Source organism: Cupriavidus sp. P-10, assembly GCF_003402535.2.
Lineage (GTDB): Bacteria > Pseudomonadota > Gammaproteobacteria > Burkholderiales > Burkholderiaceae > Cupriavidus.
Genome location: NZ_AP025170.1, coordinates 172741 through 197935 on the forward strand (window position 1 = coordinate 172741; position 25195 = coordinate 197935).

Here is a 25195-nt window from a genome sequence, read left to right on the forward strand (position 1 = left end):
AGCGCCGCGCGGCTGCGCGGGCGCCGTGTATTATTGCATCACCTGTTTGCCGCCCCGCCACTTGCGCTGCGGCGGCGTTGCCGCGGATCGCTCCGGTCCGCCGCTACGATCCCTCCACTGCGCCCGAGGAACCGCAAATGCTCCGCCCCCAGCATCGTGTCCAGCGTCCGATTCGTGTCCGGCTTGCCCGCGCACTCGCGCTGGCGGCGGCGTTGCTGGTCTGGTCGGGGGTGCCCGCCCAGGCGCAGGAAGCCGAACCGGGCGGCATCAAGATCCAGCGCGGCGGCTCGGCCGTGCGCAACATCGTGCCGGCCGAGGCGATCGAGCAGCAGGCCGCGCAGGAGTACGAGCAGCTCAAGCAGGAAGCCATCGCCAAGCGCGCGCTGGCCAGCGACGACAACCCGCAGCTCAGGCGGCTGCGCGCGATCGGCAAGCGGCTGCTGCCGCAGACCGTGCGCTGGAACGAACGCGCGCGCAACTGGCCTTGGGAGATCAACCTGATCGGCTCGAAGCAGGTCAATGCGTTCTGCATGCCGGGAGGCAAGATCGCGATCTACACCGGCCTGCTCGACCAGCTCAAACTGACCGACGACGAGATCGCGATGGTGATGGGCCACGAGATCGCGCACGCGCTGCAGGAGCATGCGCGCGAGCGCGCGGCCAAGTCCGAGATCACCAATCTCGGCGCCAATGTGATTTCGCAGCTGTTCGGCTTCGGCAACCTCGGCAACATGGCGCTCGGCACCGGCGCACACCTGCTGACGCTGCGCTTCTCGCGCGCCGACGAGACCGAGGCCGACCTGATTGGCATGGATATCGCCGCGCGCGCCGGCTTCGATCCGCGCGCCGCGGTGTCGCTGTGGCAGAAGATGGGCAAGATGTCGCAATCGGGCACTGAATTCCTGTCGACGCACCCGTCCGGGCGCAGCCGCATTGCCGACCTGGAAAAGCACATGCCCGAGGTGCTGCCGCTTTACGCACGCGCGATCAATACCTCGGTCGACAGGCTGCCGCCGTACCGCGCCAATATGGCGGGACTGGGCGATGCGCCGGTCGACGCGGGCGACGACGACCGAAGCAAGCCGCTGAAGCGCTAGCCGCTGCTCCCGGCGCCTGGCGCCTGGCGACAGTAACCAGGGCGGCCACCGGATCGAAGGACAATGCGACAACCGTCTGGGGAAGGGGAACCCGCATGAACCTGAACCGCATGAGCCCGTCGGAGCAACGGGCCGCCTATATGCTGATCTTCGCGGGCTGCGAGGCCGAGCCCGACCGCTTTACCAGCGACCTGCCGGTCAGCTCGGAAGTCTGGCTGCTGTATGCGTCGGGAGAATCGTTCGAGGTGCCGCGCGGGCTGTTGCTGACCCCGCACCACGCCGCCGGCATTGCCGCCCTGCGCTCGGCGGTTCTGCGGCGCCTGCCGGCGCTGGCCGAGCCGGCATCGGCTGCAACCGGCCAGCGCTTTCTAGCGGCCAATGAATCGTACCTGCTGGCGCAAATCGATTTCTTCGACATGCTCCGGCTGCTGCCGCTGACGGCCTGGTGGCACCGGCAGGTTCGGCTGCCGATGGCCGGCGTCAGGTGGTCGGCCGCCGCCCGCCACGCGCTCGAGCACAGCCTGACCGGCGATGCCTTTGTGCGCTGGCTGGGCGAGTCGGTGCTGGCACATGTCGGCAGCGAGGCGGCGCTGGCGAAGTTCAAGGATATCGGCTACACGGCGTCGCGGACGCGCTTCGGCGGGATCGCGGCACCGGCTGGCCAGGCGCTGGGGCAGTTGGTCAATGTTGCCGCGCAGTACGTCGCGCTGACGCTGCTGGGGCTGGACGACGACAGCTTCCCGCCCGGTGGCCTGACCCGGCGCGTCGCGCAGGCCAGCCGACAGGTGCTCGAAACCTTGTGGGCCTGCCTGCAGGACGACCATGCGGCGCTACCAACGGCATTGGCCGAGGCGTCGGGAGCGTTGGAGGGTGTTGCCGCTGCGGCCGCGGCGCCGCTATGGCGCATCTCCGTCAACCGCCCGGCCGAGCACGCGGTGTTTGCCTCGCGCAAGACCGTGAAAGCGGATGCCGCCATCCGCGTGTTCGATACCGGCGGTCAGGGCGTGCGCTGGGCGGTGATCGATTCCGGCATCGATGCGCGCCATCCGGCTTTCTTCGATCCCGCCAAACTGGAAGGACCGTTGCCGGTCCGCGACGGCCTGATCGCGCCGCGCCTGTCACGCGTGGTCAGGACGCTGGATTTCACCCGCCTGTCGGCCATCACAAGCGGCCGCCTGCCGCCCATGCCCAAGGGCAAGCGCGGTCCCGGCGAGGCCGAGCTCAGGGAGCGCATCGCGGCGATCGCCGACGACCTGGCCAACGGGCGCATCATCGACTGGTCCGTGATCGAGCCGCTGCTGGAAATCAGCCAGGAAGACCCCGCGCAGTACGTGCCGCCGGGCGGCAGCCACGGCACGCATGTGGCTGGCATCATCGGCGCGGGCTGGCCGTCGTCGGCGTATCTGGCGCGCCCCGACCCCATGCCGCTGCCGCCCGAACTCGCCGAAGCTGGCGACGTCAGCGGCATCTGCCCGCGCATCGAACTACTGGATCTGCGCATCTTCGATGCGCAGGGCAGGGGCGACGAGTTCGGCATCCTGGGCGCGCTGCAATACGTGCGGTGGCTCAACCAGAGCCGCGACCGGCAAACCGTGCATGGCGTCAACCTCAGCGTGGCGCTGCGCCATGACGTGCGCAACTACGCCTGCGGCAGCACGCCGGTCTGCGTCGAGTGCGACCGGCTGGTGGCAAACGGCGTGATCGTGGTGGCAGCGGCGGGCAACTACGGCTACGACGAGGCATTCGCGGCTGCGCACATGGGGGCGGGCTTTCGCGGCCAGACCATCACCGATCCTGGCAACGCGCGCGCCGTGATCACGGTGGGCGCGACCCATCGTACCGATCCTTACCGCTACGGCATCTCTTACTTTTCCAGCCACGGTCCCACCGGCGATGGCCGCATCAAGCCAGACCTCGTCGCCCCCGGGGAGAAGATCACCTCCACCGTGCCCGGTGGCACGCTGGCGTCGATGGACGGCACCAGCATGGCGGCGCCGCATGTGTCCGGCGTGGCCGCGCTGCTGCTGTCGCGCAACAATGAGCTGATGGGCCAGCCAGAGAGCGTCAAGGCCATCCTGTGCGACGCGGCCACGGATCTTGGGCGCGAGCGCGCCTTCCAGGGTGCGGGACTGGTGGATGCGTTACGGGCGCTGCAGCGCGTGTAAGCCGCGCCCGTAAGCCGCGCCCGCCGTCAGCCAACAAAAAAGCCGGCAGTGCCGGCTTTCTTGTGTTTAGGAAGCAGCTTTATCAGGCCTGCAGCCCGGTGGCCTCGTCGGCGCCGACATGCACGTTCATGCATTGCACCGCCGCGCCGGCCGCGCCCTTGCCCAGGTTGTCCAGGCGCGCGACCAGGTTCAGGCGCTCGGGCGTGCCGAACACGAACAGGTCGACACGGTTGGTGTCATTGTTGGCCTGCACATCGAAGAAACCGTCGTCGAGGTTGTCGTCGCTGTTGTAAGGCATCACGCGCACGAACTGCTCGCCTTCATAGTGCTTGCGGTAGATGTCGACGATCTGCTCGGGGCTCACCTTGCGCGCCAGGCGATCCGCGAACACCGGCACCGTCACCGCCAGGCCCTTCAGGAAATTGCCGACGATCGGGTTGAAGATCGGGTCCGACGACAGGCCGCCCTGCACCCGCATCTCGGGCAGGTGCTTGTGCTGCAGCCCCAGTGCGTACTTGCGCGGGCTGTGCAGCTTCGGGTTACCGCCGGCCTCGAAGTCGGCAATCATCTTCTTGCCGCCGCCGCTGTAGCCGGTCAGCGAGAACGCCGACACCGGGTAGTCGCGCGGCATCACGCCGGCATCCACCAGCGGACGCACGGCCAGCACGAAGGCGCTGGCGTGGCACCCCGGCACCGCGATGCGCTTGCTGGCGCGGATCTTCTCGCGCTGGCCGCGCACCAGCTCCGGCAGGCCATAGGCCCAGCTGTCGGTGGTGCGGAACGCCGTGCTGGCGTCGATCACGCAAGTATTCGGGTTGGTCACCAGCGATACCGCCTCGCGCGAAGCCACGTCCGGCAGGCACAGGAAGGCGACGTCGGCGGCGTTCAGGAAGCGTGCTCGCTCGGCCGGATCCTTGCGCTTGTCATCGGCAATGCGCAGCAGTTCCACGTCGGAACGACCGGAAAGATAGTCAAGCAGCCGGAGACCGGTCGTGCCTTCCTGACCATCGACGAACACTTTGAAAACCATGGCGGACTCGCTATATGAAATGCGGGGATACGCGGAGAAAACGCGTGAATGCGCGCGTGAATGCGGAACATCTCCTGCCGGGCAGGGGAGAACCTGCATTGTAGCGGGGATGGGGGTCGGTCGCAGGGGTTTGTACCGATTGGATTATTGCGATCTGCGTCTGGATCAGCGCAAAGCCGCCGGGATCTTCGGCGGCGGTGTCAATGCTGCTGAAGTTGCTCGACCGCCACCCGGAGCTGCTCGTGCAGGTCCGGGTGGCCTGCTCGCCGCGCTCAGAGCGGAAAGTCGTAGTCGATTGACAGCGGCGCGTGGTCGCTGAACTTCTCGTCCTTGTAGATCGAGCACAGCTGCGCGGTGTCGGCGATCTTTGGTGTCGCCAGGTGGTAATCGATCCGCCACCCCACGTTCTTGGCGTAAGCCTGCCCGCGGTTGCTCCACCACGTGTACTGGTCCGGACGCGGGTCGAGCTTGCGGAACACATCCACGTAGCCGTGAACATCGAACAACTCGCCGATCCAGGCGCGTTCTTCCGGCAGGAAGCCCGAGTTCTTCAGGTTGCCCTTCCAGTTCCTGATGTCGATTTCCTTGTGCGCGATGTTGACGTCACCGCATAGCACGATCTCGCGCCCGCTGGCCTTCAGCTGCAGCAGGTGGGGAAGGAAGGCCTCCATGAAGCGGAACTTGGCGAGCTGGCGTTCCTCGCCGCTCGAACCGGACGGCACGTACACCGAGATCACCGCGAGGTGCGGGTACTGCACTTCCACATAGCGGCCTTCGCCATCGAACTCGCTGTTGCCGAACCCGGTGATGACCCGCTCAGGCTTGTGTCGCGTGTACAGGCCCACGCCGCTGTAGCCTTTCTTCTCCGCATAGTGGAAGAAGCCATGGTAGCCATGTGGCGCCAGGAACGCTTCGGTCATGTCGGCCGCCTGGGCCTTCAGTTCCTGCACGCAGACCATGTCCGCGTCCTGCTTGCCCATCCAGTCGAAAAAGCCCTTCTTGGACGCGGAGCGGATGCCGTTGAGGTTGGCGCTGATAATCCGTAACATTCGGGGAAATTTTGAATTCAGAGAGAAATGATGACGCAGCAGAACACGCCGGCCGCCTTGTCCGAGGGCATGCAGGGTACCGACCTGAGCCAGACCTTCATCCGCTTTGCGCTCGATGCCGGCGTCCTGTCGTTTGGCGAATTCGTCACAAAGGCCGGCCGCAAGTCGCCTTACTTCTTCAATGCAGGCCTGTTCAACCAGGGCGCGATGCTCGGCGAGGTGGCGCAATTCTATGCGAAAACCCTGCTGGCCTCGGGCGTGCAGTTCGACGTGCTGTTCGGACCGGCCTACAAGGGCATCACGCTGGCCTCGGCAACCGCGGTGGCGCTGGCGGGCATGGGACGTGACGTCGGCTTCGCCTACAACCGCAAGGAAGCCAAGGACCATGGCGAAGGCGGCACGCTGGTCGGCGCCAGGCTGCAGGGCAAGGTCGTCATCGTCGACGATGTCATTTCCGCCGGCACCTCGGTGCGCGAATCGGTCAACCTGATCCGCGCCGCCGGCGCCGAGCCGGCCGCGGTGCTGATCGCGCTGGACCGCATGGAGAAGAGCGGGACGGCCGAGCAAGTCGGCACGCATTCGGCAGTGCAGGACGTGCAGCGCGAATTCGGCATCCCCGTGATCGCGATCGCCAGCCTGAAGGACCTGCTGGCCTACCTCGACGCGTCGCAGGACCAGTCGCTGGCAACTTCGCGCGAGGCCGTGTCGGCCTACCGCCAGCGCTACGGCGTCTGACGGCGCCTTGCGCCCGCGCGCGCTGACGCGCCGGGCGCTGCAACGATCCAGGGCAGGCGGAGTATCCATTCGGCAGGGGGCGTGGCGTGGCGGCAAAAGAGCGGCAGGAACGGGCAGGGCGGCAACCGGCATCGGCAGCAGCGAAGGAGACGGAACGGGAAGCGGCAAAGGCCATCGGCAACGGCAACGGCGATTCGCTCGCCGAGCGCGGCGCACAGGTGCGCCCGCGCAAGCCGGTGCGCCAGGACGCCAAGGCGCCCGACCGGCCGCCGCATGAAGCCTACGCCGTGCGCGCCCTGGTGCTGCAGGGCGGCGGTGCGCTCGGCGCCTACCAGGCCGGCGTGTACCAGGGCCTGGCCGAAGGTGGCATCTACCCGAACTGGGTCGCGGGTATTTCCATCGGCGCGCTCAATGCCGCGGTGATCGCCGGCAATCCGCCGGAGCGCCGCATCGAACAACTGCGCGCGTTCTGGGAACACATCTGCGCGCAGCCGTGGCTGCCCAGCCTGTCGCCCACCTGGCTGACCGATAGCGCCGAGAGCTGGCCCGAGCCGCTGCGCATCTGGTTCGATGGCCTGCACGCAGCGCGCGCGATGGTCGAAGGCCAGCGCGGTTTCTTCCAGCCGCGCAGCTGGCCGGAGCTGGTGACGCGCTTTGCCGATCCCACTCGCGCCAGCTTCTACGACACCTCGCCGCTGAAGGCGACGCTGGAGCGCTTCGCCGACTTCGACCTGATCAACCATCGCCCCGACCTGATGCGGGTCTCGGTGGGCGCGGTCAATGTACGCACCGGCAATTTCGCCTACTTCGACAACACCCGCGACAAGCTCTGCCCCGAGCATTTCATGGCCTCGGGCGCGCTGCCGCCGGGCTTTCCGGCGGTGGAGATCGACGGCGAGTACTACTGGGATGGCGGCCTGGTCTCCAACACCCCGCTGGCCGAGGTGCTGACCGCGCAGCCGCGTCGCGACGCGCTGATCTTCCAGGTCGACCTGTGGAGCGCGCGCGGCAAGCTGCCGCACGATCTGGTCGACGTCGCCGAGCGGCAGAAGGACATCCAGTATTCCAGCCGCACCCGGGCCATCACCGACTACATGCGCGAGCAGCAGAACATGCGCCGCATGCTCAACGAAGTGATGGCGCTGGTGCCGCAGTCCAAGCGCAACAGCGAGTGGTACCGCCGCGCCGCCGAGCAGGCCTGCGACGCGCGCCGCAACGTGATCCAGCTGATCTACCGCGACAAGTCATTCGAGAACCTGGCCAAGGACTACCAGTTCGGCCTGCTGACCATGAACGAGCACTGGAGCAGCGGCCTGGACGATATCCGCCAGACGCTGCGCCATCCGCACTGGCTGGCCATGCCCAGCCGCGAGCACCCGTTCGTCACGCACGACGTGCATCGCGGCAACGGCGGCTGAGCCCGGCCGCCATCCGTCGGCCAGGGGCGCTACTCGACCTTGACGTTCGCCAGTTCCGGCTTGGGCGGCGGGTAGGCGGGCTTCAGGTCCTCGAACACCTGCGTCAGGATCTCCGCCACCATCAGGTTGCGGTGCGTCTTGGAATCGGCCGGCACCACGTACCACGGGCATTCCGGCGTGCTGGTCGCCATGATCGCGGCCTCGTACGCATCCATGTAGGCCTTCCAGTACTTGCGCTCGGCGAGGTCGCCGGTGTCGAATTTCCAGTGCTTTTCCGGGTCTGCCAGCCGCGCCTCCAGCCGCGCCTTCTGCTCGTCGCGCGAAATATGCAGGAAGCATTTGACAATGGTGGTGCCGGTCTCGGTCAGCATTGCCTCGAAGTCCCGGATCTGGCGGAAGCGCCGTTCGGTTTCGGCATTGTCGATCCAGCCATGCACGCGCGTGACCAGCACGTCTTCATAATGGCTGCGGTTGAACACCACGATCTCGCCGGCCCTGGGCACCTGAAGGTGGATGCGCCACAGGTAGTCGCGCGCCAGTTCAATGGGCGTAGGCGCCTTGAAGCCGACCACGCGGATGCCGAGCGGATCGAAGCTGCGGAACACGCCGCGCACCGTTCCGTCCTTGCCGCTGGTGTCCATGCCTTGCAGCACGACCAGCAGTTTGCGGCGGTGTTCGGCGTAGAAGATGTCCTGTTGTGCGTCCAGGCCCTCGCCCAGTTCGGCGATGCGGGCCAGGTCCTCGGCCTTGTTGCCGCTTGACAGCGGCTTGCTGCCGGGGGGGAAGTCGGCAAGGCGGAATCGCTTGCCCGTCGTGATGCGGAAATCGTCCAGCGGCATGGGCGCTCCATCGGTATGACCTGCAAGATCAGGGAATGGGCGCCCCGCGTGGGCCGGAATGGATGCGGGCGGTGTCGTGGGGCGCGCTGCCCCTATGGTCAGGCCGGCAGGGTCGCCAGGTCAATGGTGCCTTCGAACACCGTGGTCGCCGGGCCGGTCATGCGCACCGGTTCGGCGCCGCCGTCCCAGGCAATGCTCAGGTCGCCGCCGTGGGTATGCACCCTGACCGGCGAATCCAGCAGGCCGCGCCTGATGCCGGCGACCACGGCCGCGCAGGCGCCGGTGCCGCAGGCCAGCGTCTCGCCGGCGCCGCGCTCGTAGACGCGCAGGCGGATGGTGTTGCGGTCCTGCACCTGCATGAAGCCGGCATTGACGCGATTGGGGAAGCTGGCGTGCTGCTCGATCACCGGGCCGTCCTGCAGCACCGGGAAGTTCTCGACGTCTTCGACCACCTGCACCGCGTGCGGGTTGCCCATCGACACGGCCGAGATCCAGGCGGTGCGGCCATTGACCTCCAGGCCGTAGGCCGTATCCACGCCTTCCGCCCGGGTCGGCAGGCCCTCGGCACGAAACGGCACCTGGGCTGGTTCCAGCTCGGGCGCGCCCATGTCGACGGTGACCTGGCCGTCGTCCTGCAGCGTCAGCGTAATCACGCCCTTCATCACCTCCACGCGCACCGAGCGCTTGTCGGTCATGCCCTTGTCGCTGACAAAACGCACGAAGCAGCGCGCGCCGTTGCCGCAATGCTCGACCTCGCTGCCGTCGGCATTGAAGATGCGGTAGCGGAAGTCGACATCGCCGCGCGACGGTTTCTCGACCACCAGCATCTGGTCGGCGCCCACGCCGAAATGCCGGCTGGCGAGCGCGCGCCACTGCGCGGGGGTCAGGTCGATCTGCTGGTGGATGCCGTCGAGCACGACAAAGTCGTTGCCGGCGCCATGCATCTTGGTGAACTGGAGTTTCATGGTGGGGATTGTAGCCGCGGGCCGCGCGAATTGCTGCCGCCCTCGGCCGGCGCTCAGTAGATATCGGGTTCGCCCGGCAGGCGGTGCTTGAAGCGCTTGTGCACCCAGTAGTACTCATGCACGCGCGGGCGGATGCAGTCCTCGAAGAAGGCGTTCATGCGGCGCGTGTCGTCGGTGACGCTTTCTCCGGGGTAGTTGTCCCAGGCAGGCAGGATGCGCAGCACGTAGCCCTGGTAGTCGGGCAGCATCTCGGTGTAGATCGGCACCACCTTGGCGCCGGTCAGGCGCGCCAGCCGCGACACCGAGGTCAGCGTCATCGCCTGCACGCCAAAGAACGGCACGAATTCCGAATCGCGTTCGCCGAAGTCCATGTCGGCGATCAGCTGCAGCGCTTCGCCCTTCTTCAGGCAGCGCAGGATATCGCGCGCGCTGTCGTTGCGCGAAATCATGTTGGCGCCGAAGCGGCCGCGCGCGTGCTTGAGGAACCCATCGAACAGGTCGTTCTTCTGCCTGGTGTACAGCGAGGCGCCGGAACGCCCCACGTGCTCGCGCAGGTGGATGGTCAGCCGGATCGCGCCGGCCTCGACGCCCGACAGGTGCAGCGTGACCAGGATGTGCGGCGTGCCGTCCAGCGACACCAGGTCAGCCTGGTCGTCGATCTGGACCCAGCGGCGCATCTGCGCTTCGTTGCCGGTCCAGAAGATGCCGCGCTCGGCAAAGCTGCGGAACAGGGTGCGGAAGCTCTGGCGCGCCAGTTCGTCGATCTCGGCCTCGGTCTTGTCCGGAAAGCACAGGCGCAGGTTGGCCTGCACCACGCGGCGGCGTTCGCCGGGAACCAGGTAGAGCAGGCTGCCCAGCCCTTCGCCGAAGCGGGCGACGAACGGATATGGCAGCTTGCCCAGCACCGTCAGCAGGCCGATGCCGAGCCAGGTGAACACGCGGCTCATGACATCGATTGGTCGGTGCTCGGCTCGCTGCTGCGGCTGGGGGCTGCTGCGGGTCCCTTGTAGCGGCTGTATCCCCACAGGTACTGGGTGGGACACAGCCTTACCAGGGTCTCGACGGCCTGGTTGATCACCGCGGCCGCTTCGGCAGGGTCATCCGGCAGCATGGCGCCCTCGTTGAGCACGTGCAGGTGCGCGCGATAACCCGCGCCCTTCGGCAGCCGCTCCGCAAAGACCGCGACCACCGGCGCGCCGGTCAGCTGCTGCAGCCGGTGTACCAGCGCCATCGTGTAGGCCGGCTTGCCGAAGAACGGCGCCCAGTTGCCCTCGCCGCCGCTGGGTACCTGGTCCGGCAGGATACCCACCGCCTGGCCTCGCTTGAGCGCCTTGACCAGCATGCGCACGCCGCGCGGCGTGGCCGGCGCCATGTGCATATTGGGCCGGGTGCGCATCTTTTCGATCCAGTCGCGCAGCCAGGGCTGGTGTGGCGGCTTGAACAGTGCCGTGACCGGGCGCACCAGCGCGTGGGACTGCGGCAGCACTTCAAAGCAACCCAGGTGGGGCGTCAGGATGATGAGGCCCTTGCCGCGGGCCTGCAGCTGTTCCAGTGCCGGCCACATGTAGTCGTCGAAGCCATACAGCCGCGCGCCAATCTTCTTGCGGCTCCAGAAATAGGGCATCTCGATCATCATGCGCCCGGCGGAGCGGGCGGCTTCATCGAGCATCTCTTGCGTGGCGTCAGGGAACGCCAGGCGGAAATTTTCACTCAGGCGCTGGCCGTAGCGGCCGGGCAGCCGTGCTGCGAGTAGTCCAAGCGCGCCGCCTGCGGCATGCAGTACGCGCAGCTGGAAACGGGAGATCAGCCAGAAAAGAAAGGTCATCGGGCGTGGCTTGCAGTCCGGGCTGCAACAGGTCAAAACCGGCGTTTTTTCGGCGCGGTATTCAGTTCCGCGCCGACTTGCCGTAATCCGGGCAAACGGCATGCCGTGGCGGCAGCGTGTTGCGTCGGCGCCTTTGGCGCGCTGCAACGAGCCCGGCAGGCGCGTATAATAGCGTGTATCGCCGAGTTAACTGACAACTTGCGGGGCGATGCGGCTCTAACCGGGCTGCCTTAAATACCGCTAAAGCGTCGCCGCCATGAACCCGACCGGGTGGCACGCAATAGCCAACCTGGAGAATAAGTTCGTGGCAAACGACTTCCTTTTTACTTCGGAATCGGTTTCCGAAGGCCATCCCGACAAGGTCGCCGACCAGATTTCCGACGCCGTCCTGGACGCCATCCTGGCGCAGGACAAGTACGCGCGTGTGGCTGCCGAGACGCTTTGCAACACGGGGCTGGTGGTGCTGGCAGGGGAAATCACCACGACCGCCAACGTCGACTACATCCAGATCGCGCGCGACACGATCAAGCGCATCGGCTACGACAACACCGAATACGGCATCGACTACAAGGGCTGCGCCGTGCTGGTGGCCTATGACAAGCAGTCCCCGGACATCGCCCAGGGCGTGGACCGTGCCTCTGACGACTACCTGAACCAGGGTGCCGGCGACCAGGGTCTGATGTTCGGCTACGCCTGCGATGAGACGCCGGAACTGATGCCTTTCCCGATCTACTACGCCCACCGCCTGGTCGAGCGCCAGTCGCTGCTGCGCCGCGATGGCCGTCTGCCCTGGCTGCGTCCGGACGCCAAGTCGCAGGTCACGGTGCGCTACGTGGATGGCAAGCCGCACAGCGTGGATACCGTGGTGCTGTCGACGCAGCATTCGCCGGATATTACCCAGGCGCAGATTCGCGAAGCCGTGATCGAAGAGATCATCAAGCCGGTGCTGCCGGCCGAGATGCTGAAGGAAACCAAGTATCTGGTGAATCCGACCGGGCGTTTCGTGATCGGCGGCCCGCAGGGCGACTGCGGCCTGACCGGGCGCAAGATCATTGTCGATACCTATGGTGGCGCTTCGCCGCATGGTGGCGGTGCGTTTTCTGGCAAGGACCCGTCCAAGGTCGATCGTTCGGCTGCCTACGCGGCGCGCTACGTGGCGAAGAACGTGGTGGCCTCGGGCCTGGCGCGCCAGTGCCAGGTGCAGGTGAGCTATGCCATCGGCGTGGCGCGTCCGATCAACGTGACGGTCTACACCGAAGGTACCGGCAAGATCCCGGACGCCAAGATTGCCGAGCTGGTGCAGGAGCATTTTGACCTGCGGCCGAAGGGCATCGTGCAGATGCTGGATCTGCTGCGTCCGATCTATGAGAAGACCGCTGCTTACGGGCACTTTGGGCGTGAAGAGCCGGAGTTTTCGTGGGAGGCTACGGATAAGGCGGCTGCTTTGCGAGCTGCTGCGGGACTGTAAGTGGTACTTCGGAGTCCGGACGCTGGACTCCGGCGCTTCTGACTTCGGCAAGCCCCGCCGGCCCGCAAGGGTTGGTGGGGTTTTTTGTTTTTGGTGGTCGGTCGATGCATGGTGACATGCTGTTGGCTGTTTAAGCGCCCGCTGTCGGTGTTGATGACATGCTGTCGGCCGTTGAACCGCCTGGTTCCGCCCTGCTGGGCGGGTCACTTTTTGTCCGAGCGACAAAAAGTAACCAAAAAACGCGTCGCCTGAGCGGCTGGCTATCAATTCAGCGGCGTGGGTGGGTGGGTCGGGCGGTGGTGATTGCCGTTCGATGTGGCAAGTGGTTCGGACCTGCTACGCCAGGTGAGTTTGGGATCGTGGCTGCGTCGACCCACTATTGGACGATCCCCATGCCGGGCGTAGGCCGCCTGCTGCCGGTGTCAACGCGGGGACGCCTACGGCTGCGCTGCGCGCGCTCTGTATAGGTCGGGGGTTCGAGCACGGAGTGCGTCGCTGCGCTCCCACAGCGCCGTTGTGAAAGACGCCGCGCCCGAAGCCGGGGCGAGGACGTGGGCGGCAGCCCTGCCCTTAGGGCCGGCGCGCAGCGCAGCCGTAGGCGTTCCTACCATGCCGCCAGCAGCAGGGGCCACGCCCAGCTCTGGGCTAGTTCAAACATCGCTTTAATCCCAGGCCACCGCGGCGCACCACGGCGTCAGGCAGTCCTGCCCTGCAACGAAGCAAAGCCCCGTACGAAAGCCCCCGCCCACTACGATAAGAGTGGCCGCCCGCAGGGCCGTAAACGCGCTTTTTGGTTACTTTTTGTCGCTCGGACAAAAAGTGACCCGCCCAGGAGGGCGGAACCAGGCGGTTCAACAGCCGACAGCATGTCACCAACAGCGATAGCAGACGCTAAAACAGCCGACAGCCTGTCACCAGGCCAGAACTCCACCATGCAAGAAAACCCCACCCCTGCGCCCCAATCGCCACCCAAACAACCAGGTAGTAAAATCCCATCACCATAAAATTCCTTCACGGGGGCCCGTCCCCAGAGGATTGCCATGCCCGCAGCATCAGCCATTTCCACTGCCACCGCGCCGGCCCGTTCCGCGGCCGGAGGCAATCTCGACCTGATCCGCCCGCAGCCCTACACCGACTGGGCCCCGCAGGTGTCGGCCGAGGTTCGCGCCACGCTGCGCCGCGAACTGGAGCAGGGCGCCGTGCTGTACTTCCCCAACCTGAAGTTCCACTTCGAACCCGGTGAGGAACGCTTCCTGGACGCCCGCTATTCCGACGGCAAATCCAAGAACATCAACCTGCGCGCCAACGACACCGCGGTGCGCGGCGCGCAGGGCACCCAGCAGGACCTGTCCGACCTCTACACGCTGATCCGCCGCTACGCCGACAACAGCGAAGCGCTGGTACGAACGCTGTTCCCGGAATACATCCCCCACATGACCCGCGCCGGCACCTCGCTGCGCCCCAGCGAGATCGCCGGTCGCCCGGTCAGCTGGCGCAAGGACGACACCCGCCTGCACGTCGATTCTTTCCCGTCCAACCCCATGCTGGGCAAGCGCCTGCTGCGCGTGTTCCACAACATCGACCCGGCCGCGGCGCGGGTGTGGCGCGTGGGCGAGCCGTTCGGCGATTTCGCGCAGAAGTTCGTGCCGAAGACGCACGGCATGTGGCCGGGACAGGCGGCGTTGATGAAGCTGCTGCATATCACCAAGCGCAAGCGCTCGGAATACGACCATCGCATGCTGCAGCTGCACGACCTGGCAAAGGCCGACCTGGACTACCAGCGCGACGTGCCGCAGCAGGAGTTCCACTTCCCGCCCGGTTCGACCTGGATCGTGTTCAGCGACCAGCTGCTGCACGCCGCCATGCGCGGGCGCGCGATGATGGAGCAGACCATCTACCTCGATCCCCAGGCGATTTCCGACCACACCCACTCACCCGAGGCGGTGCTGGCGCGCATGCTCGGGCGGCCGATGCTGGTGTCCTGACCCGCAGGCCAGAAGCGCAGCGGTCGCGTCACCCCCGGACATCGGGATGGCGCGCCGGCTGCCGCGCGCAGCACATGGAGGCCCGCGGCGATCGCCGGCCCCAGGACCACGCCACAATCGCCCATCCCCGCGCACGGTAAAGCGGCATGCCGGCCGAGGCCATGGAGGCCTGGTTCCCATCGGCATTTCAACCACCCCGCCTGGCCGACCACGCCGGCACGCCGCAACCCTTCACCCCCGCTCAGGCTAGCGCCTACACTGAATTTCACGGCTTGCCATCCGCTGGCCCGGCTGACTCTCGCCGCCTGCGGACACGCGGGGAGACAGATGGAAACCACCTACGACTACGTCATCGTCGGCGCGGGATCGGCGGGCTGTGCGCTGGCCGGACGCCTGGCCGACAGCGGGGACGACACCATTGCCCTTGTCGAAGCCGGCCAGCACGACCACCATGTGCTGGTACGCACACCCGCCGCATGCGTCGCCATGCTGCCGCGCGCCGGCGCGCGCAACTACGCCTACGAAACCGTGCCACAGCCAGGACTCAACGGCCGCCGTGGCTACCAGCCGCGCGGCCGCGGCCTGGGGGGAAGCTCGTCGATCAACGCGATGGTCTACACGCGCGGGCGTCCCGCCGATTACGACGACTGGGCCGCCGCCGGCTGCGACGGCTGGTCATGGGACGACGTGCTGCCGTATTTCCGCCGCTCGGAATGCAATGAACGCCTCGCCGGCAGCGACGACGATCCGCTGCATGGCGGCAATGGCCCGCTTCATGTGTCGGACCTGCGCACGCCCAATCCCTTCGCCGAGCGCTTTATCGAGGCCGCGCAGCAGGCAGGCATTGTCCGCAACGACGACTTCAACGGCGAAGAGCAGGAGGGCGTGGGCTGGTACCAGGTCACGCAGCATGCCGGCGAGCGCTGGAACGCGGCGCGCGCCTACCTGCACGGCGGCAACGCGCGCGACAAGGCTTGCAACGGCGGGCGCGCGCGCCTGCAGGTGCTGACCGGCACGCAGGCACTGCGCATCGTCTTCGAGGGCCGCCATGCGGCGGGCGTGCTGGTCACGCGTGACGGACGCCAGCAACTGCTGCGCGCACGACGCGACGTGATCGTCTGCGCCGGCTCCTTCGGCTCCCCGCAGTTGCTGATGGTGTCGGGCGTAGGGCCCGCGGCGCAGCTGCGCGAGCTGGGTATCGACGTGGTCCACGACCTGCCCGGCGTGGGCGCCAACCTGCAGGACCATCTCGATATCATCCTGCACAAGCGCGTGGCGGCGCCTGAGTTGTTCGGCGTGTCGTTTAGCGGATTGATCACCCTGCTGTCGGAAATCCTGCGCTACCGGCGCGAACGCACCGGCATGCTGTCGAGCAACTTCGCCGAGGCCGGCGGTTTTGTCCGCAGCCGCCCCGAACTGGCCGAGGCCGACCTGCAGCTGCATTTCGTCGTCGGCATGGCCGACAACCACATGCGCCGGCTCAACTTCGGCCACGGCTATTCGTGCCATGTGTGCGTGCTGCGTCCGCGCAGCCGCGGCGAGGTGCGGCTGGCATCGGCCGATATCCGCGAGGCGCCGCTGATCGACCCGCGCTACCTCAGCGATGTGCGCGATCTCGACGACATGGTCGCCGGCGTGCGCATCGTGCGCCGGATCTTCGCGCAGCCGCAGCTGGCCAGCTTCGGCGGGCGCGAGCTGTACTCCGGGCACCTGCTTGCCGACGGCAGCGACGATGCCGATGTGCGCGAGATGATCCGCGCGCATGCCGACTCGATCTATCACCCTGTCGGCACTTGCCGCATGGGCATGGACGCGATGGCGGTGGTCGATCCGCAGTTGCGCGTACGCGGCGTGGAGGGGCTGCGCGTGGTCGATGCCTCGGTGATGCCGACGCTGGTCGGCGGCAACACCAACGCGCCCGCGATCATGATCGGCGAGCGCGCGCATGACCTGATCCGCTATGCGCCGCGGGTGATGCTGCGCGCGCTGGAGTCGATGGAGGCGTGAGGCAGGGACTGGAACGCGTGCAGGGTTAGCCTTCGAAGCCGCGAGAAGCCACCCGCTTCAGGGCCTCCGCCTCGGCATCCAACGTGCCGAACACGCGCCCATGCTGCCGCCCCAGGCGGCTGGCGACGAACAGCTCCGCATTCTCCGCATCGGCATGCGCCAGCATCAGCGCCGCCTGGGTGGTCAGCACCAATCCTTGCGCAAAGCGGCGCGCGTTGGCTTCCAGATGCTCCGGCGCCTCGTGCAGCAGCGCCTGCAGCGACGCCAGTTCAGCGCGCACCGCGGGATGGCCGCCGGCGCGGCGCTGCAGGTTCTGCAGCAGGCGCGAACCGTCGTCGGGGTTGCGCTGGATCGCCCGCAGCACGTCCAGGCACATGATGTTGCCCGATCCCTCCCAGATCGAGTTGACCGGCGCTTCCCGGTACAGCCGCGCCATCGGGCTTTCTTCCACGTAGCCGTTGCCGCCCCAGACTTCCATCGCCTCGCCGGTGGCCTCGATGGCGCGCTTGCAGATCCAGAACTTGGCCGCGGGCGTGACCACGCGCTTCCACGCGGCGGCGAGCGGGTCAGGGTTGTCGCCCTCGGCCTGCTCGAAGGCATGGCCCAGTTCCATCATCAGCAGCGAGGCCGCTTCGGATTCCAGCGCCAGGTCGGCCAGCACGTTGCGCATCAGCGGCTGGTCGGCCAGCAGGCGGCCGAAGGCGCTGCGGTGGCGGGTATGGTGCAGCGCCTGCACGAAGGCCGCGCGCAGGATCGCCGAGCTGCCGATCACGCAGTCGAGCCGTGTGTTGGTCGCCATCTCGATGATGGTGGGGATGCCGCGCCCTTCCTCGCCGATCAGGATGCCGGTGGCGTCGCGGAACTCGACTTCGCTGCTGGAGTTGGAGCGGTTGCCGAGCTTGTCCTTCAGGCGCTGGATCTGGATCGGGTTCTTGCTGCCGTCGTCGCGGAAGCGCGGCACGAAGAAGCACGACAGCGGGCCGTCTTCGGCGCCCATGCGCGCCACCACCAGGTGCGCATCGCACATCGGCGCCGAGAAGAACCACTTGTGCCCGGTCAGCGCATATTCCGCGCCACGGCCTTCACCGCGCACGGCGCGCGCCACGGTGGTGTTGGCGCGCACGTCCGAGCCGCCCTGTTTCTCCGTCATGCCCATGCCGATCATGATTGCGGTCTTGTCGCGCCAGGGCAGGTCGCGCGCATCGTGCTCGTTCGCGTACAGGCGGGGTTCGAGTTCGGCGAACAGCGCGGTTTCCTTGCGCAGCACCGGGATGCTGGCAAGGGTCATGGTGGTCGGGCACAGCGAGCCGGATTCCACCTGCGCCTGCAGGAAGTAGCCCGCGGTGCGCGCGCTCCACGCGCCGGCGCGCGGCTGCGCGAAGGGCAGGGCCTGCAATTGCTGGCTGCGCAGCAGCGACAGCAGCGCGTGCCAGCTCGGGTGGAATTCCACCGAATCGATGCGCTCGCCGGTGCGGCTGTGCGTGTGCAGTTCGGGTGCATGGCGATTCGCGTCGGCCGCCCATTGCTGCACTTCCGGCTCGCCCAGCCGCGCGCCGAACTGCCCCAGCGCATCGGCATGCCAGCCGCCACCGAGGCGTTCCAGCGCGGCGCGAACGAAAGGATCGCAGCGGAAGAGGTTGTAGTGCGCAAGGTCCGGCACCTGGTTGAAGACGCGGTGCGTGGCGGCGTCGGTCATGATGGGTGTCTCCTGGATCGGTTCAATGCTTGCCGTTTTTCTTGCATGGTAGAGCACGTGACAGGCGTTTGAGTGCATGATCGTCCGCTTGGTGGCGGTTTTTGCGCTGCACCATGCGCGATTCGATACCTTTGCGCACAGGTGTGGCACCACAAACGACGCGGAACTGGCACTGGCGCCCACCGGTGCTCTGTGCTTAAATTCACCCCGTTGGATGAAACAGGGGTGCCGTACGGATGGGCCGTGCGGCTGAGAGAGTCCCTTAGAACCCGATCCGGTTAGTACCGGCGTGGGAAGTTTCAGCAAGACCAAGCCTCTTGTCCCTCCGGGACTCGCCGCCCAGGCCACCACGCCGCAGGCAGCGCTCACAGGGCTCCTGGTTTCGTCCACCCCGCAAGAGAGAGAGGACGACACCCATGGCCCGTACTGCCCCCGCTGCATCTTTCGAATCGCTCGAGAGCGATCTCGACCAGAAATTTGCCTACCCCGCTTCCAGCAAGACCTACCTGACCGGCAGCCGTCCGGATATCCGCGTGCCGCTGCGCACGATCCTGCAGACTTCCACGCGCACGGAAAAGGGCGACATGCCCAATCCGCCGATCCCGGTGTACGACACCTCGGGCCCGTACAGCGATCCGGACGTGCATATCGACCTGAAGGCCGGCCTGCCGGCGGTGCGCGCCAAGTGGATCGACGAGCGCGGCGACACCGAAGTTCTTTCGGGCCTGTCGTCGGAATACGGCCGCGACCGCGCCAACGACCCGGCCACCGCGCACCTGCGCTTTGCCCAGCTGACCAACCCGCGCCGGGCCAAGGCCGGTGCCAACGTGTCGCAGATGCACTATGCGCGCAAGGGCATCATCACGCCTGAAATGGAGTACGTGGCGCTGCGCGAGTCGCTGAACCTGCAGGCGCTGTACGACAAGCCCGAGTACAAGGCGCTGCTGCGCCAGCACCCCGGCAACGCGCTGGGCGCCGGCCTGCCGCTGCGTCCGGAAGACATGACGCCGGAATTCGTGCGCCAGGAAATCGCCTCGGGCCGCGCGATCATTCCCGCCAACATCAACCACACCGAGCTGGAGCCGATGGCGATCGGGCGCAATTTCCGCGTCAAGATCAACGGCAACCTCGGCAACTCCGCCGTGACCTCGTCGCTGGCCGAGGAAGTGGAAAAGATGGTGTGGTCGATCCGCTGGGGCGCGGACACCATCATGGACTTGTCCACCGGCAAGCACATCCACGAAACCCGTGAATGGATCCTGCGCAACTCGCCGGTGCCCATCGGCACGGTGCCGATCTACCAGGCGCTGGACAAGACCGGCGGCATCGCCGAGGACCTGACCTGGGAGATGTTCCGCGACACGCTGATCGAGCAGGCCGAGCAGGGCGTCGACTACTTCACCATCCACGCCGGCGTGCTGCTGCGCTACGTGCCGCTGACCGCCGACCGCGTCACGGGCATCGTTTCGCGCGGCGGTTCGATCATGGCCAAGTGGTGCCTGGCGCACCACAAGGAAAACTTCCTGTACACGCACTTCGACGAGATCTGCGAGATCATGAAGGCCTACGACGTGTCGTTCAGCCTCGGCGACGGCCTGCGTCCTGGTTGCATCGCCGATTCCAACGACGACGCCCAGTTCGGCGAACTGCGCACGCTGGGCGAGCTGACCGCCAAGGCCTGGAAGCACGACGTGCAGGTGATGATCGAAGGCCCGGGCCACGTGCCGCTGCAGCGCATCCAGGCCAACATGGACGAAGAGCTCAAGCATTGCTACGAGGCGCCGTTCTATACCCTGGGACCGCTGGTGACGGACATCGCCCCCGGCTACGACCACATCACCAGCGGCATTGGCGCTGCCAATATCGGCTGGATGGGCACGGCCATGCTGTGCTACGTCACGCCCAAGGAGCACCTGGGCCTGCCGGACAAGGAAGACGTGCGCGAAGGCATCATCACCTACAAGATCGCTGCCCACGCCGCGGATCTTGCCAAGGGCTGGCCGGGCGCGCAGCTGCGCGACAACGCGCTGTCCAAGGCGCGCTTCGAGTTCCGCTGGGAAGACCAGTTCAACCTGGGCCTGGACCCGGAACGCGCGCGTTCGTACCACGACGCCACGCTGCCGGCCGAAGGCGCCAAGATCGCCCACTTCTGCTCGATGTGCGGGCCGAAGTTCTGCTCGATGAAGATCACGCAGGAAGTGCGCGACTACGCGGCGTCGCTGCCCAAGGACGCGCAGCAGGGCATGGAAGAGAAGTCGATCGAGTTCCTGAAGAAGGGCAGCAAGATCTACTCGTAAGGCCACGGCAGTACGGGCATGGCGTCGCAACCGTGCCCGCGTATGTTCCGCCGCCGCGCAGCGCCCCGCGCGGCGGCCCTGACAACAAGGAGGCCGGCGCGGCTGCATGCCCGCATGCCCATGCCCCGGCACAACATCCCTCATGACAGCAGTACAGTCGTTTGACGTCGCCATCCTCGGGGCCGGACTCGCCGGCCGCCTGGCTGCCTGGCAACTGGTGCGCAGCGGTGCCCGCGTGGCACTGGTGGAGCGCGCGGGGCCGGACGGCGCGGGTTCGGCCGCCTACGTGGCCGCGGCCATGCTGGCACCGCTGGCGGAGTCGGCCATCGCCGAACGCCGCATCGTCGACCTCGGCATTGCCAGCGTCGACCTGTGGCGCGCGTGGCTGGCCGAGCTGACCGAGCCGGTCTTCTTCCAGGAAGACGGCACGCTAGTGGTCTGGCATGCGCGCGATCGCGCCGAGATGTCGCTGTTCACCAGCCGCATGCGCGCGGTGGCGCCGCCCGATCTGGTGTCGCAGCGGCTGCGCGCGCTGGACGGCAAGGGCGTGGGCGAAGTCGAGCCGGCGCTGGCGGGCCGCTTCCCGCAAGGGCTGCTGCTGGCCGGAGAGGGCCAGCTCGACAACCGCGGTGCGCTGCGCGCGCTGCTGTCATGCGCGGTGAGCGAGGGTGTGCATTGCGTCTGGGAAGCCGGTGAGGTCGAAGCCGACACGCTGCCCACGCTGGGCATCCGCGCCGACGTGGTGCTGGATTGCCGCGGCCTGGGTGCGCGCACGGCGTGGCCGTCGCAGCCCGGCGGCACCACGCCCGGCCTGCGCGGCCTGCGCGGCGAAGTGGTGCGTGTGCATGCGCCTGACGTGAAGCTGCACCGTCCGGTGCGGCTGCTGCATCCGCGCTACCCGATCTATATTGCTCCCAAGCCCAATGACCTGTACGTGATCGGCGCGACCGAGCTGGAAAGCGAGGACGATTCGCCGATGAGCGTGCGTTCCGCGCTGGAGCTGCTGTCGGCGGCCCATTCGCTGCATCCCGCCTTCGGCGAGGCGCGCGTGCTGGAACTGAACGTGCAACGCCGCCCCACGCGCCCCGACCACTTGCCGGCGATCCGCGTCGACCAGCGGGCGCGCGTGGTGCGCGTCAACGGCTTGTACCGCCATGGCTTCCTGATCGCCCCGGCGGTCACCGAGGCCGCGTGCGCGGTGGTGAATGCGTTGCTCAAGGGCGATCCTGCCGCCCACGCCGTGCCTGCCGCGCTGCGCTGGCCCGGCATGATCGAGGCAGTGACGGAAGCGCCTGCGGCCGCGCTGCACGCGCGCACCGGGATGCTGCACTAACGCAAGACTGACATGGAAATCCTGCTCAACGGCCGACCCCTCGCCCTTGCCGAATCCGCCACGCTGGCGGACGCGGTGGTCGTGGCGAAGATCGCGCCCCCTTTTGCCGCGGCGGTCAACGGCCAGTTCGTGCCGCGCGCCGCGCATGCCAACACCCCCCTTGCGGCCGGCGACCGCATTGACCTCGTGCAACCCGTGACGGGAGGCTGACCCCATGACATTCGAACCTTCCGAAACCCTGCGCGACCCGTTCGTGCTGTATGGCGAGTCGTTCGGCTCGCGCCTGCTGCTGGGCACCGCGCGCTATCCGTCGCCGGCCACGCTTGAAGCCGCCGTGCAGGCATCCGCGCCGGCCATGATCACCGTCGCGCTGCGCCGCCAGGGCGCGGTGGGCGACGGCGAGGGCGGCCAGGCGTTCTGGCAGATGCTCAAGGCGCTGAACGTGCCGGTGCTGCCGAACACCGCCGGCTGCTTCACCGCGCAGGAGGTCATCACCACTTCGATGATGGCGCGCGAGGTGTTCGAGACGCCGTGGATCAAGCTGGAGCTGATCGGCGACGACTACACGCTGCAGCCCGACACGCTGAACCTGCCCGCCGTGGCCGAGACCCTGATCAAGGAAGGCTTCAAGGTGCTGCCGTACTGCACCGAGGACCTGGTGCTGTGCCGCCGCCTGCTCGACGTCGGCTGCCAGGCGCTGATGCCGTGGGCCGCGCCGATCGGCACCGGCCGTGGCGCGGTCAATCCGCATGCAATGCGCGTGCTGCGCGAGCGCCTGCCGGATACGCCGCTGATCGTCGATGCCGGCCTGGGCCTGCCATCGCATGCGGCGCAGGTGCTGGAGTGGGGCTACGACGGCGTGCTGCTCAACACCGCGGTGGCGCAGGCCGCCTACCCGGTCAACATGGCGCGCGCGTTCGCGCAGGCCGTCGAAGCGGGCCGCACCGCGTACCTGGCCGGGCCGATGCCCGAGCGCGAAGTGGCGCAGGCCAGCACGCCGGTGGTCGGCATGCCGTTCTGGCACGCGGAGGCAGAGCAGCGGGAGCAGCGCGCATGACCCGCCGCCCCGTGCACGCCGCCAGCGACGGCCCGCTGCGTGCGGCGGTGCTGGAACACTATGGCGAAACCTTCGGCATCGACGACAAGCCGTGGCAGGCCTGGCGCCTGGAAGATGCGCCCGCGCAGCCCGGCGCGCATGACGTGCTGCTGTCCGACGGCGAAGCCACCGAGGAAGTCATCGCGCGCATTGCCGCCACCGGCGCCACGCTGATCGAGACCGACCGCGAAGGCGGCCAGTGGATCGACACGGTGCGCTCGCCGATGGGCACCTGGGTGTTCTCGGTTGCCGCGGACAGCGACCAGCCGCATTCGGACGCGTTCGTCGCGGTGCTGCTGGCGAGCCTGTCGCTGCATTTCCCCGCGCACGACGCGCTGTCCCTGGCGCGCGCCTGGGAGCCTGGCTCGGCCGACTGGCCGTCTGACTTCGCCCGCTTCCCGCGCGTGCGCCATGCCGCGCTGGTGGCGCCGGAGCAGGCCGTCGAGCCGTTTGCGCCGTGTCCCGCGCTGGGCCTGTACGTGGTGGTGCCGAGCGCCGCATGGATCGAGCGCCTGGCGCCGCTGAACGTGCCGACGGTGCAACTGCGCTTCAAGTCAGACGATCCGGCCGCGGTGCGCGCCGAGATCGCGCGCGCGGCCAGGGCCATGCAAGGCTCGTCGTCGCGCCTGTTCATCAACGACCACTGGCGGGCGGCGATCGACTACCACGCCGCCAATGGCGCGAAAAGCGGCATCTACGGCATTCACCTCGGCCAGGAAGACCTCGACGACGCCGACCTTGGCGCGATCCGAGAGTCCGGGCTGCGGCTGGGCGTATCCACGCACGGCTATGCCGAGATGCTGCGTGTCGCGGCGATCCGCCCGAGCTACCTGGCGCTGGGTGCGATCTTCCCGACCACGACCAAGGTGATGCCCACCCAGCCGCAAGGCATGGGCCGCTTCCGCGCGTATGCAAAGCTGATGCAGCCGGTGATCCCGTCGCTGGTTGGCATCGGCGGCGTCAATGCGTCCAATATGCGCGAAGTGCTGGCCGTGGGTGTTGGCAGCGCCGCCGTGGTGCGCGCCGTCACCGAGGCCGAAGACGTGCCGGCTGCGGTGGCACACCTGGTCGGCCTGTTCCCGGCCGGCTGAGCGCGTAGTGCCCGCCCCGCGCATCCGCCTGGCGGTGACTGACGACCTGCCGCGCCTGCCCGATATCGAGCTGGCCGCGGCGGCGCTGTTTCCAGATGCTGACCTGCCGGTATTGCTGCGCCTGGTCAGCACGCCGGATTCGGCGCTGGCCGCCGCGCAGCGGGAAGGGCGCCTGTGGGTGGCCGAGCATGGCGGCGAAGTCGCCGGCTTCGCACTGGCCAGCCACAATGGCGCCTGCGGCTATCTCGATGAAATGGACGTGCATCCGGACCATGGCCGGCGCGGTATCGGTCGGGCGCTGGTCGGAACCGTACAGGGCTGGGCGCGGGCAAGCGGCCTGCGCACGCTGAACCTGACCACATTCGCGCATTTGCCCTGGAATGCGCCGTTCTATGCCTCGATGGGGTTCCGGACGCTGGGCGACGGCGAACTCTGCCCATTGCTGTCCGAGGCGCTTGCGGCACAGCGCGCCGCAGGATTGCGGCAGCGCGTGGCGATGCGGCAAACGCTGTGAGCAGCGAGTCGCACGCCCGCCCCAAGATTTGTGCGACATTCGCCCAGCCGCGGGAACCGAACCGGACCCCGCCGCTATGATGTTGGGCAGCATTCCCCGCCAACCATCCCGCCTTGTCCACCATGTCGACCCAGCTCCCCGAAATCGTCCCAGCCGCCCCCGGCACGCCTGAGAAGCCCTATTTCGGCATCGACGTGCCGCTGATGCGCTATTTCGGCCTGCAGCCGGAGCTTATCGAGGAGGGCTACTGCCGCACGCGCCTGCCAGCGCACCCGCAACTGGTGAACAGCCGTGGCGACGTGCACGGCGGCACGCTCATGGCGACGCTGGACTTCACGCTGAGCGGCGCGGCACGCTCGCACGCGCCCACGGAAACCGGCGTGATCACCATCGACATGTCGACCCATTTCCTGGCCGCCGCGCGCGGTGAACTGACGCTGGAGGCGCGCTGCCTGCGCCGTGGCGCGCGCATCGCCTTTTGCGAAGGCGAAGTGAAGGATGCGGCCGGCAACGTGGTGTGCGTGGCGCGGGCCGCGTTCAAGCTGGTGCCCCTGTCCAGCGGCGGCAACTGATTCCCGCGTGAAA

Annotated in this window: 21 protein-coding genes and 1 riboswitch; of the genes, 14 read left to right on the top strand and 7 right to left on the bottom strand. The window is 67.5% G+C overall.

All coding sequences use genetic code 11. The annotated features are described in order from the left end of the window. Positions 1-137 precede the first annotated feature (137 nt). Together CTP10_RS00815 and CTP10_RS00820 are read left to right on the top strand one after the other, a co-directional pair. Positions 138-1097, top strand: coding sequence for a M48 family metallopeptidase (locus CTP10_RS00815; protein ID WP_116316891.1), 960 nt, complete (start codon positions 138-140; stop codon positions 1095-1097). A gap of 95 nt (positions 1098-1192) precedes the next feature. Next, positions 1193-3262 carry a S8 family peptidase gene (locus CTP10_RS00820; RefSeq protein WP_116316892.1) on the top strand — a complete coding sequence of 690 codons (2070 nt, stop codon included), beginning with the start codon at positions 1193-1195 and terminating at the stop codon, positions 3260-3262. Between the two features lie 82 nt (positions 3263-3344). On the opposite strand, the gene argC is transcribed toward CTP10_RS00820, so the two are convergent. Both argC and CTP10_RS00830 read right to left on the bottom strand, forming a co-directional pair. Continuing rightward, positions 3345-4292, bottom strand: a complete 948-nt coding sequence (gene argC, locus CTP10_RS00825; RefSeq protein WP_116316893.1) for an N-acetyl-gamma-glutamyl-phosphate reductase — start codon at positions 4290-4292, stop codon at positions 3345-3347. A 272-nt stretch (positions 4293-4564) separates the two neighbouring features. Continuing rightward, positions 4565-5341 carry an exodeoxyribonuclease III gene (locus CTP10_RS00830; protein ID WP_116316894.1) on the bottom strand — a complete coding sequence of 259 codons (777 nt, stop codon included), beginning with the start codon at positions 5339-5341 and terminating at the stop codon, positions 4565-4567. 30 nt (positions 5342-5371) lie between these two features. Between CTP10_RS00830 and pyrE the strand changes: the two genes are divergently transcribed. Both pyrE and CTP10_RS00840 read left to right on the top strand, forming a co-directional pair. Next, positions 5372-6076: an orotate phosphoribosyltransferase gene (gene pyrE / locus CTP10_RS00835; protein WP_376790652.1), complete on the top strand. Its 705-nt coding sequence runs from the start codon at positions 5372-5374 to the stop codon at positions 6074-6076. An 86-nt stretch (positions 6077-6162) separates the two neighbouring features. Beyond that, entirely contained in the window at positions 6163-7494 is a 1332-nt protein-coding gene (locus tag CTP10_RS00840; protein ID WP_116316896.1) for a patatin-like phospholipase family protein, read from the top strand. A 29-nt stretch (positions 7495-7523) separates the two neighbouring features. On the opposite strand, the gene CTP10_RS00845 is transcribed toward CTP10_RS00840, so the two are convergent. The 4 genes from CTP10_RS00845 to CTP10_RS00860 all read right to left on the bottom strand — a co-directional run bounded on the left by CTP10_RS00845 (position 7524) and on the right by CTP10_RS00860 (position 11123). Further along, entirely contained in the window at positions 7524-8333 is an 810-nt protein-coding gene (locus tag CTP10_RS00845) for a polyphosphate kinase 2 family protein (RefSeq protein ID WP_116316897.1), read from the bottom strand. Between the two features lie 98 nt (positions 8334-8431). After that, complete coding sequence (gene dapF / locus CTP10_RS00850; RefSeq protein ID WP_116316898.1) at positions 8432-9298, bottom strand: diaminopimelate epimerase; 867 nt, start codon at positions 9296-9298, stop codon at positions 8432-8434. Between the two features lie 53 nt (positions 9299-9351). Further along, positions 9352-10245 (bottom strand): lipid A biosynthesis lauroyl acyltransferase, encoded by an 894-nt coding sequence (locus tag CTP10_RS00855; protein ID WP_116316899.1) that lies wholly within the window; start codon positions 10243-10245, stop codon positions 9352-9354. Then, the gene (locus CTP10_RS00860) at positions 10242-11123 is read right to left on the bottom strand and encodes a lysophospholipid acyltransferase family protein (RefSeq protein ID WP_116316900.1); all 882 of its coding nucleotides are present in this window, start codon (positions 11121-11123) and stop codon (positions 10242-10244) included. The genes CTP10_RS00855 and CTP10_RS00860 overlap by 4 nt, the downstream gene beginning before the upstream one ends. Before the next feature lie 304 nt (positions 11124-11427). Here CTP10_RS00860 and metK point away from each other — a divergent pair, with 304 nt between their 5' ends. From metK to CTP10_RS00875, 3 genes are all read left to right on the top strand, one after another. Then, positions 11428-12591: a methionine adenosyltransferase gene (gene metK, locus CTP10_RS00865; protein WP_029047350.1), complete on the top strand. Its 1164-nt coding sequence runs from the start codon at positions 11428-11430 to the stop codon at positions 12589-12591. A gap of 1040 nt (positions 12592-13631) precedes the next feature. Beyond that, positions 13632-14576 (top strand): Kdo hydroxylase family protein, encoded by a 945-nt coding sequence (locus CTP10_RS00870; protein ID WP_116316901.1) that lies wholly within the window; start codon positions 13632-13634, stop codon positions 14574-14576. Positions 14577-14903: 327 nt separating this feature from the next. After that, positions 14904-16583, top strand: a complete 1680-nt coding sequence (locus CTP10_RS00875) for a GMC family oxidoreductase (protein WP_116316902.1) — start codon at positions 14904-14906, stop codon at positions 16581-16583. A gap of 25 nt (positions 16584-16608) precedes the next feature. Here the strand turns inward: CTP10_RS00875 and CTP10_RS00880 are convergent, their stop codons facing one another. Next, positions 16609-18279, bottom strand: a complete 1671-nt coding sequence (locus CTP10_RS00880) for an acyl-CoA dehydrogenase family protein (protein WP_116316903.1) — start codon at positions 18277-18279, stop codon at positions 16609-16611. Between the two features lie 211 nt (positions 18280-18490). Beyond that, positions 18491-18592, top strand: a riboswitch (TPP riboswitch). 103 nt (positions 18593-18695) lie between these two features. On the opposite strand from CTP10_RS00880, the gene thiC reads away from it, so the two are divergent. The 7 genes from thiC to CTP10_RS00915 all read left to right on the top strand — a co-directional run bounded on the left by thiC (position 18696) and on the right by CTP10_RS00915 (position 25182). Further along, positions 18696-20576, top strand: coding sequence for a phosphomethylpyrimidine synthase ThiC (thiC, locus tag CTP10_RS00885; RefSeq protein WP_116316904.1), 1881 nt, complete (start codon positions 18696-18698; stop codon positions 20574-20576). A 142-nt stretch (positions 20577-20718) separates the two neighbouring features. Beyond that, entirely contained in the window at positions 20719-21909 is a 1191-nt protein-coding gene (locus tag CTP10_RS00890) for an FAD-dependent oxidoreductase (RefSeq protein ID WP_116316905.1), read from the top strand. Between the two features lie 12 nt (positions 21910-21921). Further along, a complete protein-coding gene (thiS, locus tag CTP10_RS00895) occupies positions 21922-22119 on the top strand; it encodes a sulfur carrier protein ThiS (protein WP_029047356.1) in 198 nt (65 codons plus the stop codon). Positions 22120-22123: 4 nt separating this feature from the next. After that, a complete protein-coding gene (locus CTP10_RS00900) occupies positions 22124-22966 on the top strand; it encodes a thiazole synthase (RefSeq protein WP_116316906.1) in 843 nt (280 codons plus the stop codon). Further along, positions 22963-24096, top strand: coding sequence for a thiamine phosphate synthase (locus tag CTP10_RS00905; protein ID WP_116316907.1), 1134 nt, complete (start codon positions 22963-22965; stop codon positions 24094-24096). Before CTP10_RS00900 ends, CTP10_RS00905 begins: the two co-directional genes overlap by 4 nt. A 7-nt stretch (positions 24097-24103) precedes the next feature. Continuing rightward, positions 24104-24610, top strand: a complete 507-nt coding sequence (locus CTP10_RS00910; RefSeq protein WP_116316908.1) for a GNAT family N-acetyltransferase — start codon at positions 24104-24106, stop codon at positions 24608-24610. Between the two features lie 122 nt (positions 24611-24732). Continuing rightward, positions 24733-25182, top strand: a complete 450-nt coding sequence (locus CTP10_RS00915; RefSeq protein WP_116316909.1) for a PaaI family thioesterase — start codon at positions 24733-24735, stop codon at positions 25180-25182. The last annotated feature ends 13 nt before the right edge of the window (positions 25183-25195 follow it).